Consider the following 13,206-nt stretch of genomic DNA (forward strand, 5'->3'; position numbering starts at 1 on the left):
CCCGCAGTCGACACAGCGCGCTAGCGCCCCGCGTCGACGTCCTTGGCGAGCGTCCCGAGGTACAGCTCGATGACCTTCGGGTCGTCCGCGAGTTCCTTCCCCGTGCCCGAGTACGCGTTCCTCCCCTGGTCGAGCACGTACCCACGATCGCAGATCTGCAGACAGCGTCGCGCGTTCTGCTCCACCATGACGATCGACACACCGGCCTTGTTGATCCGGCGGGTCCGCAGGAACGTCTCGTCCTGCCGCACCGGGGACAGTCCGGCACTCGGCTCGTCGAGCAGCAGCACCTTCGGGTCCATCATCAGCGCACGCGCCATGGCGACCGACTGCCGCTCGCCGCCGGACAGGGACCCCGCCCGCTGGCCGCGGCGCTGCGCGAGCACCGGGAACAGGTCGTAGATGACCTCGAGGCGCTCGGCGAACTTGCGGGGCCGCAGGTACAGCCCCATCTGCAGGTTCTCCTCGATGGACAGCGACGGGAACACGTTGTTCGTCTGCGGGACGAAGCCGACGCCGGCCTGCACGAGCTTGTTCGCCTTGAGGTTCGTGATGTCCTCACCCTGCAGCGTGACCGACCCCTCGCGGATCGACACGAGACCGAACAAGGCCTTGAGCAGCGTGGACTTGCCCGCACCGTTCGGCCCGATGATCCCGATGAGCTCACCGGGGTAGCAGTCCAGGTCGCAGCCGTTCAGGATGTTCACCCCCGGCAGGTAGCCGGCGACGAGGTTCTTCGCGCTCAGCACCGGCTCGCGTTCCAGCGTGGCGGTGCTCGCCTTCGGCGCTTCCGGACTGGAGGCGCTGCTCGCGTTCGTGGGGTCGACTGCGTCCGTCATCGGGTCTTCTCCTCTGCTGCTGCGTCCGCCGCGTCTTCTTCCGCGACTTCCTCCGCCAGTTCCTCGAAGGTCTCCTCGGTGAGGAGCGAGTCGTCACCCAGGTCGGTGTCGTGGTGCGCACCCAGGTACGCGTCGATGACCGCCTGGTCGTCCATCACGGTGTCCGCCGGCCCCTCGGCGACGACCTTGCCCTCGGCCATCACGACCACCCAGTCCGAGATGTGCCGGACCATGTGCATGTCGTGCTCGACGAACAGCACGGTCATTCCGTCGTCGCGCAGGGACTGGATGTGCCCGAGCAGCGACTGCGTCAGCGCGGGGTTCACGCCCGCCATCGGCTCGTCGAGCATGATCATCGTCGGGTCGGACATCAGTGCCCTGGCCATCTCGAGGAGCTTCCGCTGGCCGCCCGACAGCGACCCGGCGTAGTCGTCCGCCTTGTCGTCGAGCTTGAAGCGGGCGAGGAGGTCCTCGGCCTTCGCGGTGATCTCCCGCTCGCGCTTCGCCCACACCGGCTTGATCAGCGCGGCGAAGAAGTTCTCGCCGGGCTGGTCGCGGGCGCCGAGCAGCATGTTCTGCATCACGGTGAGCCGCGACAACGCCTTCGTCAGCTGGAAGGTGCGGACCATGCCGCGGTTGGCGATGTGGGTCGCGCTGGTCTTCTGCAGCGTGGCGCCGTTGAACTGCGTCCTGGCACCGGGGCTGGGCTTGTCGAAGCCGGTCAGCAGGTTGAAGAAGGTCGTCTTGCCGGCGCCGTTCGGGCCGATCAGGGCGGTGATGGAGCCGCGCTGGACCTCGAGGTGGTCGACGTCCACGGCGGTCATGCCGCCGAAGTGCCGGGTGACGCCGTCGACCGTGAGGATCGGGTCGGCCTTCGTGTAGCCGTAGGTCTCAGACACTGAACGTCAGCTCCTTCTTGTTGCCGAGCAGGCCCTGTGGTCGGAACACGATCAGGAGCATGAGCGCGACGCCGACGAGCACGTACGAGAACTGCTCGGCCTGCTGGGCGTTCATGATCGAGTCGGGGATGAAGTCGCCGGCCAGGGTGCGGATGAAGAGCCGGACGACGAAGAACAGCACTGCGCCGAGCACCGGACCGAACACCGTCGCGGCACCGCCGAGGATGAGCGCCGTCCAGATGAAGAACGTCATCGAGCGGCCCATGGCGTCCGGTTGCACCGAACTCGGCAGGACGTAGATGATCCCCGCCAGCGCTCCGAGCGCACCACCGAAGACGAGCGCCTGCATCTTGTACGAGTAGACGTTCTTGCCGAGGGAGCGGACGGCGTCCTCGTCCTCGCGGATCGCCTTCAGGACACGGCCCCAGGGGCTGCGCATGAGCAGGAAGAGCACGAAGGTGAACAGCGCGACGAGGGCCCAGGCGGCGATGCGGATCCACCAGCCGTTGACGCCGTTGTTCGCGTAGGTGAACCAGAGGATGGTCGTGGTGCCGTCCGGCAGCGGGCTCAGGGCGGTGAACGGGTCGCGATAGCTCGATCCGGTGATGCCGTTGGAGCCACCCGTCGTCGTGGTCAGCAGGCTGGAGCGGCCGACCATGCGGATGATCTCGGCGCCGGAGATCGTCACGATCGCCAGGTAGTCGCCGCGGAGCCGCAACGTGGGGACGCCGAGGATGATCGCGAACACGATGGCGACGAGCAGGGCGATGAGCACGGCCATCACGAACGGCAGCCCGTTCGTGATCGAGATCGCGAAGCCGTAGGCGCCGAGCAGCAGGAACGCCGCCTGCCCCATGTTCACGAGCCCGGTCAGGCCGAAGTGCACGTTCAGTCCGATGGCCGCCAGGGCGAACGCCGCCGTGGTCGGGGCGAGGGCCTCCTGGGTGAGCGAGGACAGCAGGTTGAGGATGTAGTCCATGCGCGTGCTCCCTTAGCCGACCCGCTCGGCGCGGCCGAAGATGCCCTGCGGCCGGAACAGCAGGATGAGGATGAGGATGACGAGGGCGGTGGCGTACTTGAAGTCACCGGGGAGCACGAGGTTCGTGAGCTCGACGACGACGCCGATGATCATCGACCCCACCAGCGCGCCGTAGGCCGTGCCGAGACCACCGAGGGTCACCGAGGCGAACATGAGCAGGAGCAGCTGCAGGCCGGTCTGCCAGTTCACGCCGTTCAGCACAAGGCCGAGCATCACGCCGGACAGGCCGGCGAGACCGGCGGCGAGGGTCCACACGAACCGGATGACCCGGTCGACGTCGATGCCGGACGCCGCGGCGAGCGCCGGGTTGTCCGACACTGCGCGGGTGGCCCGGCCGAAGCGCGTCTTCGCCAGGAACAGGCCGGTGGCGATCAGGACGACCAGCGCGATGCCCATCGCCACGTAGGACTGCACCGTGAGCGTGACCCCGGCGAACCGGACGGTCTCGGGGTTGCCCTGCTGGATCCGGACGGTCGCGGCGCCGAAGAAGTACTGGAACGCGTACTGGGCGGCGATCGACAGACCGATCGTCACGATCATGAGCTGCGTGAGGCTGATCCGCTTGCGCCGCAGTGGCCGCCAGATCCCGGCGTCCTGCAGGTACCCGGTCGCCGCGCACAGCAGCGTGACGACGATGCCGGTCACCCAGATGTTCCAGCCGAGCTGGTTCGCGAACACGTAGGCCAGCAGCCCCCCGAGGGTGACCTGCTCGCCGTGCGAGAAGCTCGACAGCCCCGTCGTGCCGTAGATGAGCGAGAGACCGATCGACGCCAGCGCGATGAGCAGGCCGAGGCGGATCCCCGAGGCGAACTGCTGCCAGGCCCGCTGCGGGCTGACGCTCGACGAGTCCGTCGTGGTGGTGGCGCCCTTCTGGTCGGACAGCTGGAAGATCTGCCCGACGTTGGCGTTCAGGGTCGCCTGGACCTTGCGTTCCGCGTCCGCCGCGTTCGTCAGGTACTGGCCCTTCGGCAGGGTGTCCTGGTCGACGCTCACGGTGTACTCACCGGCCTCGTCGACGCTGACCGACCAGCGGCCGTCGGCGTTCGTGGTGGCGGTCTCGGCGAAGCCGCCGGGCCCGGCGACGTCGACGTCGACGTCGTCGGCCGGTTCCCGCTCGGAGTCGGTGATCGTGCCCTGGATGCACCCGTTCGTCGGGCTGACGGTGCAGGCCTGGCTGGTCGCCGGTGCCGACGTGGCACTGAAGGCCGGCAGGGTGACCGCCCAGTCGATCAGGAAGGTCGCCAGGAACGCGGCGACGAGCACGGCCGCCAGGACCGGTCGTCGCCGGGCCTGGCGGAGGCGGAACAGGCGCGGCTGCGCCCGTCCCGGAGGAGTGATGGATCCCACGGAAGAGCCTCTCGTTCGGATGTCGAGTGACGCTATGGGGATTGTGTGACACCCGTGTTTCCAGCTCGTTCCCGCTGTGAGTCGTCGCGCAACCGTGACCTGTGTGGAGGAGAGCCGCGATCCGTTCTCCCAGGCGGAACGCGGAATAGCGGGACGGCCCACGCGCGTTACCATGTCCTATCCGGAACCCGCCGTTGCGTTCTCGGTGTCTCGACCACTTCACTCGCCCACGAAGGGGACCCATGGACCAGCCGGATCCGTTCGGATTCATCGGACTCACGTACGACGACGTCATGCTCCTGCCGGGGCACACCGACGTCATCCCGAGCGAGGCGTCCACCGCGTCCCGGCTCACCAGGCGGATCTCCGTCAACGTCCCGCTGCTCTCCGCAGCGATGGACACCGTCACCGAAGCCCGCATGGCCATCGCCATGGCGCGGCAGGGTGGCATCGGGATCCTCCACCGCAACCTCTCCATCGAGGACCAGGCGGCCTACGTCGACAAGGTCAAGCGCTCCGAGTCGGGCATGATCACCAACCCGGTGACCACCACCCCGGACGCCACCGTGGCCGAGGTCGACGCGATCTGCGGACAGTTCCGGGTCTCCGGCCTGCCCGTGGTCGAAGCGGACGGCACCCTCGTCGGCATCATCACCAACCGCGACATGCGGTTCGTGGCGACGTTCGAGCAGTCGACCACCTTCGTGCGCGACGTCATGACCAAGGCGCCGCTGATCACCGCGATGGAGGGCATCGACCCCGAAGAAGCCATCGCGATCTTCGCGCAGCACAAGATCGAGAAGCTCCCGCTGGTGGACGCCGAGGGCAAGCTCCGCGGCCTCATCACCGTCAAGGACTTCGACAAGAGCGAGCAGTACCCGGACGCCACCAAGGACGACGAGGGCCGACTGCGCGTCGGTGCCGCGATCGGCTTCTTCGGCGACGCCTGGCAGCGTGCCGAGGCCCTGCGTGACGCGGGCGTCGACGTGCTCGTGGTCGACACCGCCAACGGCGAGAGCGAAGGCGTGCTCGACATGGTGCGCCGCCTCAAGGCCGACCCGTCCTTCGCGGACATCGACGTCATCGGCGGCAACGTCGCGACGCGTGCCGGTGCGCAGGCGCTCATCGACGCCGGTGTCGACGCCGTCAAGGTGGGCGTCGGACCCGGCTCGATCTGCACCACCCGAGTCGTCGCCGGCGTCGGCGTCCCGCAGGTCACCGCCGTGTACGAGGCGTCCCTCGCCGCGCGCGAGGCCGGCGTGCCGATCATCGCCGACGGTGGCCTGCAGTACTCGGGCGACATCGCCAAGGCCCTGGTGGCCGGTGCCGACACCGTCATGCTCGGTTCGCTGCTGGCCGGCACGGACGAGTCCCCCGGCGACCTGGTCTTCGTGGGCGGCAAGCAGTTCAAGGCGTACCGCGGGATGGGCTCCCTGGGCGCACTGCAGACCCGCGGCAAGAAGACCTCGTACTCGAAGGACCGCTACTTCCAGGCGGACGTCCCCAACGACGACAAGCTGATCCCCGAGGGCATCGAGGGCCAGGTGCCCTACCGCGGCTCGGTCGGCAACGTCGTGTACCAGCTCACCGGTGGACTCCGGCAGTCGATGTTCTACGTCGGAGGCCGGACCGTCCCGGAGCTCAAGGCCCGCGGCAAGTTCGTCCGCATCACGGCTGCCGGGCTCAAGGAGTCGCACCCGCACGACGTCCAGATGGTCGTCGAGGCACCGAACTACCGCAGCTGAGCCGACTGCACCCCGAACGCCCCGCTCCCCACCGGAGCGGGGCGTTCGTCGTCTGCCGGCAGTAGTGTCACGGCATGGTCAGCGCCGTCTCCCACACCACGATCGACTGCCGTGACGCCTTCGCTCTGTCGGAGTGGTGGAAGCAGGTCCTCGGCTACGTCGACATCGCCGACGACCCGAACGGCCCCGGGCACGAGGAGTGCATGATCACCGCTCCCGACGGCTCGCACCAGGTGCTGTTCATCCAGGTGCCCGAGGCGAAGTCCGTGAAGAACCGGATCCACTTCGACCTGCGTCCCACCGACCGCACGCGCGATGCCGAGGTGGAGCGGCTGCGGGGCATCGGTGCGACCGAACTCGCGGACCTCCGACACGACGACGGTGGGTGGGTGGTGTTCGCCGATCCGGAGGGCAACGAGTTCTGCGTGCTGCGTTCCGTGGCTGAACTCGACGGCTGACGCGCGGGCTGCGCGGCTCGCCGATCCCTGATCCTCCGCACAGAAACGATCACGGCTCGGTAACGAAACACTTTCCGTACCGCCCCGTCACACGGGCGAAACACCGGGACCCTACGTTTCTCGACATCCAGTGGAGGCGCCGCGTTCGACCCGAAGCGGCACGGCCTCCGCGCAGAGAAAGGGCTCCACGGATGATCAGAACCACCCGTGCCACCACGGCACTGGCGTTGGCAGGCGCAGCAGCCGTCCTGCTCGCCGCGTGTTCCACCACCAGCAGCGGCGACTCCCCTTCCAGCTCGGCGTCGAGCGATGCGAAGAAGGACCCCGCCGCCAGTTGCAAGGCCCCCGACACCCCCAGCACCGATGCGCTGAAGATCGGCACGATCCTGCCGCTCACCGGTTCGCTGGCGTACCTGAACCCGCCGGCCGAGTCCGGCGTCGGCCTCGCGGTGAAGGACATCAACGCCGCGGGCGGCGTCCTCGACAAGGACGTCACCATCGACCCGGCGACGGACTCGGGCGACAGCAACGACATGACCGTGTCGAGCTCGGCCGCGACGAAGCTCGTGAACGCGAAGGTCCCGGTCGCGATCGGTGCCGAGTCCTCGTCGGTCACGCTCAACGTCATCGACCAGCTCACCAGCAACTGCATCGTCGAGATCTCGCCCGCGAACACCGCGAGCGACCTGTCCGGCTACTCGTCGTACTACTACCGGACCGCTCCGCCGGACTCGGTGCAGGGTTCGGCACTCGGTCAGCTCGTGACCGGTGACGGCAACGCCAAGGTCGCGTTCCTCGTCTTCAACGACACCTACGGCACGGGCCTCCGCAACTCGGTGCAGTCCGCGGTCGAGGCCTCCGGTGGCCAGGTCGTCTACGGCGGCAAGGGCGAGGGCCAGGAGTTCCCGCCCGGTCAGACCACGTTCTCGTCCGAGGTGACGGCCGCACTCGCAGCCAAGCCGGACGCGATCGTCGTCCTGGCCTTCGACGAGACGAAGTCGATCATCCCGGAGCTCGTCTCGCAGGGGAACACGGCGAAGATCTACATGTCCGACGGCAACACGGCCGACTACTCGAAGGACTTCGACAAGGGCACCCTGACCGGCGCCCAGGGCACCATCCCCGGTGCCTCGCCGAAGGACGACTTCAAGAAGCAGCTGTCCGCCTTCTACAAGGACTCGTCGAACAAGACGCTCGCCGACTACTCGTACGCGGCGGAGTCCTACGACGCCACCGTCCTCGCCGCGCTCGCTGCGGTGAAGGGCAAGGGCACCGACTCGGGCACGATCCAGGCCAACATGGCCGCGGTCTCCGGAGCGGACGGCGGCACCGAGTGCGCCACGTTCAAGGAGTGCGTCGCGCTCCTCGACGACGGCAAGGACATCCACTACACCGGCCCGTCCGGCATCGGTCCGTTCGACGACAACAACGACCCGTCGAGCGCCTACATCGGCATCTACAAGTTCGACGGTGACAACAAGCCCGTCTACCAGAGCGCCATCCAGGGCGCGGTCAAGAAGTAGGGCACCGGCTCCACCTCACGAAAGCGACAGTTCCCTGCGGATCATCCGCAGGGAACTGTCGCTTTCGCGTGTGGGACGGGCGGACGGGAGGCCCGGGGTGCGTCCGTCAGGCAGGCTCGGCCGGAGCAGGTGCGAGCGCTCGGCGACGGGACGCCCGCGCGGCGACGAACGAGTCCGCCGTCAGCACCACGAGCGCCAACCACACGATGCCGAAGCCGAACCAGCGCGCGGGCGGCATCGCCTCGTGCTGCACCACGACACCGACGAGCAACTGCATCACGGGCGCGAGGTACTGCGTCAGCCCGAGGGTCGACAGGCTCACCCGCCGCGCCGACGAGGCGAACAGCAGGAGCGGTACCGCCGTCGCCGGACCGGTGAGCACCGTCACGAGGACGTGCACCCAGCCCTCGCTCGTGAACGTCACGCCGCCGCCGAGCCCCGTCGCGCCGAGCACGACCAGCGCCACGACCGCGATCGGCAGCAGCCACACGGTCTCGATCGTCAGACCACTCAGCGCGTCGACCGTGCCGCCGACCCGCTTCTTCACCAGGCCGTACAGGCCGAACGAGCACGCCAGCACGAGCGAGATCCACGGCACCTGCCCGTAGCCGACGGCGATCACGACGACCGCCACGACGCTGATTCCGACCGCGGCCCACTGCGCCGGCCGCAGGCGTTCGCGGAGCACGACGACGCCGAGCGCGATCGTGACGAGGGGGTTGATGAAGTACCCGAGCGCGGCCTCGACGGTGTGGCCCGTCGTCGTCGCCAGGACGTACACGGTCCAGTTCACCAGGATGAGGACCGCGGCGAGCCCCATCACCGCCATCACCCGGCGCTGCGCCATGAGGGAACGGGTCCGGAGCCACGAGCGGGTGACGGCGATCGCGACCGCGCAGAACACCAGCCCGAAGACGATCCGCCAGGCGACGATCTCGAATGCGCCGGCCGGGGCCATCGCCGCGAAGAGCAGGGGCATGAGGCCCCAGAGCCCGTACGCGATGATCGCCTGCACGACGCCGACGGATGCCTCGCTGCGGACGGGTCGCGCGGGACTCGGTTCACTCACGGAACCATCCTAGGAACGGCCACCGACGGGCCGGGCGTGCCACGGGCCTCCCGGTCGGAGCACGTGCACGCAACGGATCTACCGGAAGCCCGCAGACGCACGAACGCCCCGCCGGCCGACAGGCCGAACGGGGCGTTCGCGTGGAGTACTGGACTCAGTTGACGACGACCGCGAGGACGTCGCGGGCCGACAGGACCAGCAGGTCCTCGCCCGAGTACTTGACCTCGGTTCCGCCGTACTTGGAGTAGATGACCTTGTCACCCACGGCGACGTCCAGCGGGACGCGGTTGCCGTTGTCGTCGATGCGACCGGGGCCCACGGCGACGACCTCGCCCTCCTGGGGCTTCTCCTTCGCGGTGTCGGGGATGACCAGACCGGATGCAGTGGTCTGCTCCGCCTCGACCTGGCGGATGACGATGCGATCCTCGAGCGGCTTGATGCTGACGGCCACGGTGACCTCTTCTTTCTCGGTACGGACTCGGTACAGATGAAAACCGGGTTGGCACTACGCACAGGAGAGTGCCAACGCCAACTCTAGGGGGACACTGGCACTCGGTCAATCCGAGTGCCAGCACATCAGGGGAACATCCAGCACCTGGGAGGATCGGGACATGGAAGCCGCCGAACTCGCCGCACTGCTGACCCCCGACGGGATGGCCCTGCTCGACCGTACCCCCGGCGTCTCGGACGGCGGCGAGATCGTCCGGGTGGTGTCGCGGCTCCGAGCCGAGGGGCACGACCCGCAGCTCGTCGCGGCGGTCCTGACCCAGGCCAAGCTCCGGCAGAAGGCCCGTGGCAAGTTCGGCGACTTCGCCGGACGCATGCTCTTCACCGAGGCCGGACTCGAGCAGGCCACCCGCCTGCAGGTCGCCGCGCAGCACGCCGGGCGCTTCGCCGCTGCCGGGCTGACCCGGGTCGCCGACCTCGGGTGCGGGATCGGCGGCGACGCGATGGCGATGGCGGCCCTCGACCTCGACGTCACGGCGGTCGACCGTGACGAGGTCACCGCGGCGGTCGCCACGCACAACCTCGCGGTGTGGCCGAACGCCCGGGTCGAACTCGGCGACGCGGCCTCGTTCGACGTCTCCCGCGTCGACGGCATCTGGATGGACCCCGCACGTCGGACCTCCGGCCACTCGGACACCCGTCGCCTGGCCGACCCGGACGACTGGTCACCCTCGTTGGACACCGTGTTCGCCACCGCGACGACGACGCCGACCGGCGTGAAGCTCGGGCCGGGCATCGACCGCGACCTGATCCCGGACACGGCCGAGGCGCAGTGGACGTCCGTCGACCGCGAGGTCGTCGAGCTCGCGCTGTGGTTCGGGCCCCTCGCCCGACCGGGCATCCGCCGAGCGGCGACCGTCATCGGTGCACACGGCATCGCCGAGATGACCGGCCCGGCAGACTCGGAGGACGCCGAGGTGGGGCCGCTCGGGGCCTACCTGTACGAGCCGGACGGCGCCGTCATCCGCGCACGGCTCATCGGCGACCTCGCCCGCACCCTGGACGGCCACATGCTCTCCGACGGGATCGCGTACGTCACCTCGGACCGTGCCGTGTCGACGCCCTTCGCCCAGGGCTTCCGGGTGCTCGACACCATGCCGCTCGACGTCAAGCGGCTGGCAGCGCGGCTCGCCGCCGACGGCATCGGCACCGTCGAGATCAAGAAGCGCGGCGTCGACGTCGACCCGGCGCAGTTCCGCAAGCGCCTGCGGCTACGCGGGACCGGTCGTGTGACCCTCGTGCTCACCCGGCTGGAGGGCCGGCACACCGCGATCCTGTGCGAGCGGCTCAGCTGAGGAACGCGCCGGTTCCCGAGTCGTAGCCGTAGTCGGAGTACGAGCTCTGGCCGATCACGCCGAGGAAGATGATGAAGGCGATCCAGATCAGCCAGATGCCGGTCATCACCCAGCCGGCGATGATGCCGGTCAGGGCGAGCGCTCGGCCGGCCTCACCGTTCTGCTTGATCTTGCCGAGCGCGACGTGGCCGAGGATCGCGCCGGCGGGGCCGAGCAGGATCGCGATGAACCACATCGGGACGGCGGCGAGACCGAACACGATCGACAGGATCGCCAGGGTGTTCGTCTTCGGGCGCTGCGCGTAGGGCTGGTAGCCCGTCGCACCGTAGGCACCCGCGGGCGCGTACGGCTGCTGATGCGGCTGCTGCTGCTGCGGCTGCGCGTAGGGGTTCTGACCGCCCTGCTGCTGCGCGTACGGGTTCTGCTGGCCGTACGGGTTCTGCTGGCCGTACGGGTTCTGGGCGGCGCCGTACGGGTCCTGCGGCGCCTGCGGTGCCGAGTACGGGTTCTGCTGCTGCGGCTGCTGCGGAGCCGCGTACGGGTTCGCCGGCTGCGGCTGGCCGTACGGGTTGGACTGCTGCGGCTGACCGTACGGGTTCGGCTGCTGCGGTGCCGCGTACGGGTTCGACGGCTGCTGCTGCCCGTACGGGTTGGACTGCTGCGGCTGCTCGGGAGCCGACGGGGCCTGGGGTGCGTCGGGGGCCTGCGGTGCATCCGGAGCGGGCGTCCCCTCGGGCTGCCCGCCGGTCGTGCCGCCCGGCGTCGTCTCGCCCGGCTTCGGCCACTCGTTCTGATCGGACACCGTCCACCCCTCTCGGCGCCCGGTCTCTCCGACGCCACGTGAATCCTCCCACAGGCACCCGAGGGCCGACCGGTCGGGGCCCGGACGGTTCAGACCTGGACGGTCGTCACCGGCAACGTCGAGTCGGCCGCGATCCCGAGGTCGCTCGGCGCGTGCCCCTCGGCGACCAGGCGTGCGCCGACTGCCGCGATCATGGCGCCGTTGTCCGTGCACAGGTCGAACGGCGGGATCCGCAGCTGCACCCCCGCGGCGGCGCACCGCTCCTCGGCGACCTGCCGTAGCCGAGCGTTCGCGACCACACCGCCACCGAGCAGGAGTCGGTCCACGCCGGTGTCGCGGCACGCGTTCAGGGCCTTGGTCAGCAGGACGTCGACGACGGCTTCTCGGAAGCTCGCGGCGACGTCGGCCACCGGGACTTCGCGCCCTTCGTCGCGGCAGCGCTCGACCCAGCGCGCGACGGCGGTCTTCAGCCCGGAGAACGAGAAGTCGTACCGGTGCGCGGCCAGGTCCTTCGGCAGCGTCAGGCCGCGGGGGAACCGGATGGCCTTCGGGTCGCCGTCGGCCGCGGCCCGGTCGATCTGCGGCCCGCCGGGGTACGGCAGGCCGAGCAGCCGTGCGACCTTGTCGAACGCTTCACCCGCGGCGTCGTCGATGGTCTCGCCGAGCAGTTCGACGTCGCCGACCAGGTCCTTCACGAGCAGCAGCGAGGTGTGCCCGCCGGACACCAGCAGGGCGATCGTCGGCAGCTCGATGTCACTGCCGTCCGTGCGCAGGACGTCGGCACCGACGTGCCCGACCAGGTGGTTCACGCCGTACAGGGGCTTGCCGGTGGCGACGGCGAGCGCCTTCGCGGCACCCACCCCGACCATGAGCGCGCCCGCCAGACCCGGCCCGGCGGTGACCGCGACGGCGTCGAGTTCGTCGAGGGTGACCCCGGCCCGCTCGAGGGCCTCGTGCAGCGTCGGGGTCATCGCCTCGAGGTGCGCGCGTGCGGCGACCTCGGGCACGACGCCGCCGTACCGAGCGTGCTCGTCCATGCTCGACGCGATGACGTTCGCGAGCAGGGTGCTCCCCCGCACGATGCCCACGCCGGTCTCGTCACAGCTCGTCTCGATGCCGAGCACCAGTGGTTCAGCCACGCTCATCGAGCGCCTCCTGTCCGATCGGGCCGACCGTCGACGCCGTCGGCGTCGGCGCCGCGTCTGCCGCGACCGGCAGCTCCGCCCGCATCACCCACGCGTCGACGCCGTCCGGCTGGTAGTAGCGGGGCCGGGTCGCGATGTGCTCGAACCCGAACGCCGTGTACATCGACTGCGCGACGGGGTTGTCGGCGCGGACCTCGAGGAACACCTCGCGCACACCGCGGTGACGGGCCTCGTCGAGGAGGTCCGTGAAGAGCACCCGCCCGAGTCCCTTGCCGCGCTGCTCGGCTGCGACCGCGATGGTCTGCACGTCGGCGACCGGGTTGCCTGCCAGCGAGGACAGTCCGGCGTACCCGACGACCGACGGCGCGGCCGAGTCGTCGACGGTCTCGATCACGACGTAGTACCCGTGCGGCGAGTACAGCTCGCCCGACATCTGCGACGCCGACCAGGCGTCCGTCGGGAACGAGACGTGCTCGAGCCACATGATGTCGTCGAGGTCCTGCGGGTGCGCCCGCCGCAGGCGGAGCCCGTCCGGCAC

At 69.5% G+C, this 13,206-nt stretch carries 13 protein-coding genes; 4 read left to right on the forward strand and 9 right to left on the reverse strand.

Annotated features, from left to right (window positions below; genetic code table 11):
- Positions 1 to 20 precede the first annotated feature (20 nt).
- From ACIPV1_RS14880 to ACIPV1_RS14895, 4 genes are read right to left on the reverse strand one after another with little or no spacing between them, the layout of a single operon-like run.
- Positions 21 to 839, reverse strand: a complete 819-nt coding sequence (locus ACIPV1_RS14880) for an ABC transporter ATP-binding protein (protein WP_123293180.1) — start codon at positions 837 to 839, stop codon at positions 21 to 23.
- Positions 836 to 1,738: an ABC transporter ATP-binding protein gene (locus tag ACIPV1_RS14885; RefSeq protein WP_123293178.1), complete on the reverse strand. Its 903-nt coding sequence runs from the start codon at positions 1,736 to 1,738 to the stop codon at positions 836 to 838. The genes ACIPV1_RS14880 and ACIPV1_RS14885 overlap by 4 nt, the downstream gene beginning before the upstream one ends.
- Entirely contained in the window at positions 1,731 to 2,717 is a 987-nt protein-coding gene (locus ACIPV1_RS14890) for a branched-chain amino acid ABC transporter permease (RefSeq protein ID WP_123293176.1), read from the reverse strand. Before ACIPV1_RS14890 ends, ACIPV1_RS14885 begins: the two co-directional genes overlap by 8 nt.
- A gap of 12 nt (positions 2,718 to 2,729) precedes the next feature.
- On the reverse strand, positions 2,730 to 4,124 hold the full coding sequence (locus ACIPV1_RS14895) for a branched-chain amino acid ABC transporter permease (protein ID WP_235035783.1): 1,395 nt from the start codon (positions 4,122 to 4,124) through the stop codon (positions 2,730 to 2,732).
- Between the two features lie 242 nt (positions 4,125 to 4,366).
- Here ACIPV1_RS14895 and guaB point away from each other — a divergent pair, with 242 nt between their 5' ends.
- From guaB to ACIPV1_RS14910, 3 genes are all read left to right on the forward strand, one after another.
- Positions 4,367 to 5,869 (forward strand): IMP dehydrogenase, encoded by a 1,503-nt coding sequence (gene guaB / locus ACIPV1_RS14900; protein ID WP_134194331.1) that lies wholly within the window; start codon positions 4,367 to 4,369, stop codon positions 5,867 to 5,869.
- Between the two features lie 74 nt (positions 5,870 to 5,943).
- Positions 5,944 to 6,327, forward strand: a complete 384-nt coding sequence (locus ACIPV1_RS14905) for a VOC family protein (RefSeq protein WP_123293171.1) — start codon at positions 5,944 to 5,946, stop codon at positions 6,325 to 6,327.
- Positions 6,328 to 6,518: 191 nt separating this feature from the next.
- Positions 6,519 to 7,850: an ABC transporter substrate-binding protein gene (locus ACIPV1_RS14910; protein WP_123936943.1), complete on the forward strand. Its 1,332-nt coding sequence runs from the start codon at positions 6,519 to 6,521 to the stop codon at positions 7,848 to 7,850.
- A gap of 106 nt (positions 7,851 to 7,956) precedes the next feature.
- Here ACIPV1_RS14910 and rarD read toward each other — a convergent pair whose 3' ends face one another.
- Both rarD and groES read right to left on the reverse strand, forming a co-directional pair.
- Positions 7,957 to 8,919, reverse strand: coding sequence for an EamA family transporter RarD (rarD, locus tag ACIPV1_RS14915; RefSeq protein WP_200849129.1), 963 nt, complete (start codon positions 8,917 to 8,919; stop codon positions 7,957 to 7,959).
- A gap of 154 nt (positions 8,920 to 9,073) precedes the next feature.
- Positions 9,074 to 9,370 (reverse strand): co-chaperone GroES, encoded by a 297-nt coding sequence (gene groES, locus ACIPV1_RS14920; protein ID WP_110893972.1) that lies wholly within the window; start codon positions 9,368 to 9,370, stop codon positions 9,074 to 9,076.
- Between the two features lie 160 nt (positions 9,371 to 9,530).
- On the opposite strand from groES, the gene ACIPV1_RS14925 reads away from it, so the two are divergent.
- The gene (locus ACIPV1_RS14925; RefSeq protein ID WP_402726724.1) at positions 9,531 to 10,721 is read left to right on the forward strand and encodes an SAM-dependent methyltransferase; all 1,191 of its coding nucleotides are present in this window, start codon (positions 9,531 to 9,533) and stop codon (positions 10,719 to 10,721) included.
- Here the strand turns inward: ACIPV1_RS14925 and ACIPV1_RS14930 are convergent.
- From ACIPV1_RS14930 to rimI, 3 genes are all read right to left on the reverse strand, one after another.
- Positions 10,714 to 11,523, reverse strand: coding sequence for a DUF4190 domain-containing protein (locus ACIPV1_RS14930; RefSeq protein WP_402726725.1), 810 nt, complete (start codon positions 11,521 to 11,523; stop codon positions 10,714 to 10,716). The two genes, ACIPV1_RS14925 and ACIPV1_RS14930, sit on opposite strands and share 8 nt — an antisense overlap.
- An 89-nt stretch (positions 11,524 to 11,612) precedes the next feature.
- The gene (gene tsaD / locus ACIPV1_RS14935) at positions 11,613 to 12,668 is read right to left on the reverse strand and encodes a tRNA (adenosine(37)-N6)-threonylcarbamoyltransferase complex transferase subunit TsaD (protein ID WP_111083431.1); all 1,056 of its coding nucleotides are present in this window, start codon (positions 12,666 to 12,668) and stop codon (positions 11,613 to 11,615) included.
- Positions 12,655 to 13,206, reverse strand: coding sequence for a ribosomal protein S18-alanine N-acetyltransferase (rimI, locus tag ACIPV1_RS14940; RefSeq protein ID WP_402726726.1), 552 nt, complete (start codon positions 13,204 to 13,206; stop codon positions 12,655 to 12,657). The genes tsaD and rimI overlap by 14 nt, the downstream gene beginning before the upstream one ends.

The organism is Curtobacterium sp. NPDC089991, from assembly GCF_044748425.1.
GTDB lineage: Bacteria > Actinomycetota > Actinomycetes > Actinomycetales > Microbacteriaceae > Curtobacterium.

Coding starts and splice junctions, on each gene's coding strand:
- ACIPV1_RS14880 (WP_123293180.1), bottom strand. CDS start 839: ATGACGGACGCAGTCGACCCCACGAACGCGAGCAGCGCCTCCAGTCCG.
- ACIPV1_RS14890 (WP_123293176.1), bottom strand. CDS start 2,717: ATGGACTACATCCTCAACCTGCTGTCCTCGCTCACCCAGGAGGCCCTC.
- guaB (WP_134194331.1), top strand. CDS start 4,367: ATGGACCAGCCGGATCCGTTCGGATTCATCGGACTCACGTACGACGAC.
- ACIPV1_RS14905 (WP_123293171.1), top strand. CDS start 5,944: ATGGTCAGCGCCGTCTCCCACACCACGATCGACTGCCGTGACGCCTTC.
- ACIPV1_RS14910 (WP_123936943.1), top strand. CDS start 6,519: ATGATCAGAACCACCCGTGCCACCACGGCACTGGCGTTGGCAGGCGCA.
- ACIPV1_RS14925 (WP_402726724.1), top strand. CDS start 9,531: ATGGAAGCCGCCGAACTCGCCGCACTGCTGACCCCCGACGGGATGGCC.
- tsaD (WP_111083431.1), bottom strand. CDS start 12,668: ATGAGCGTGGCTGAACCACTGGTGCTCGGCATCGAGACGAGCTGTGAC.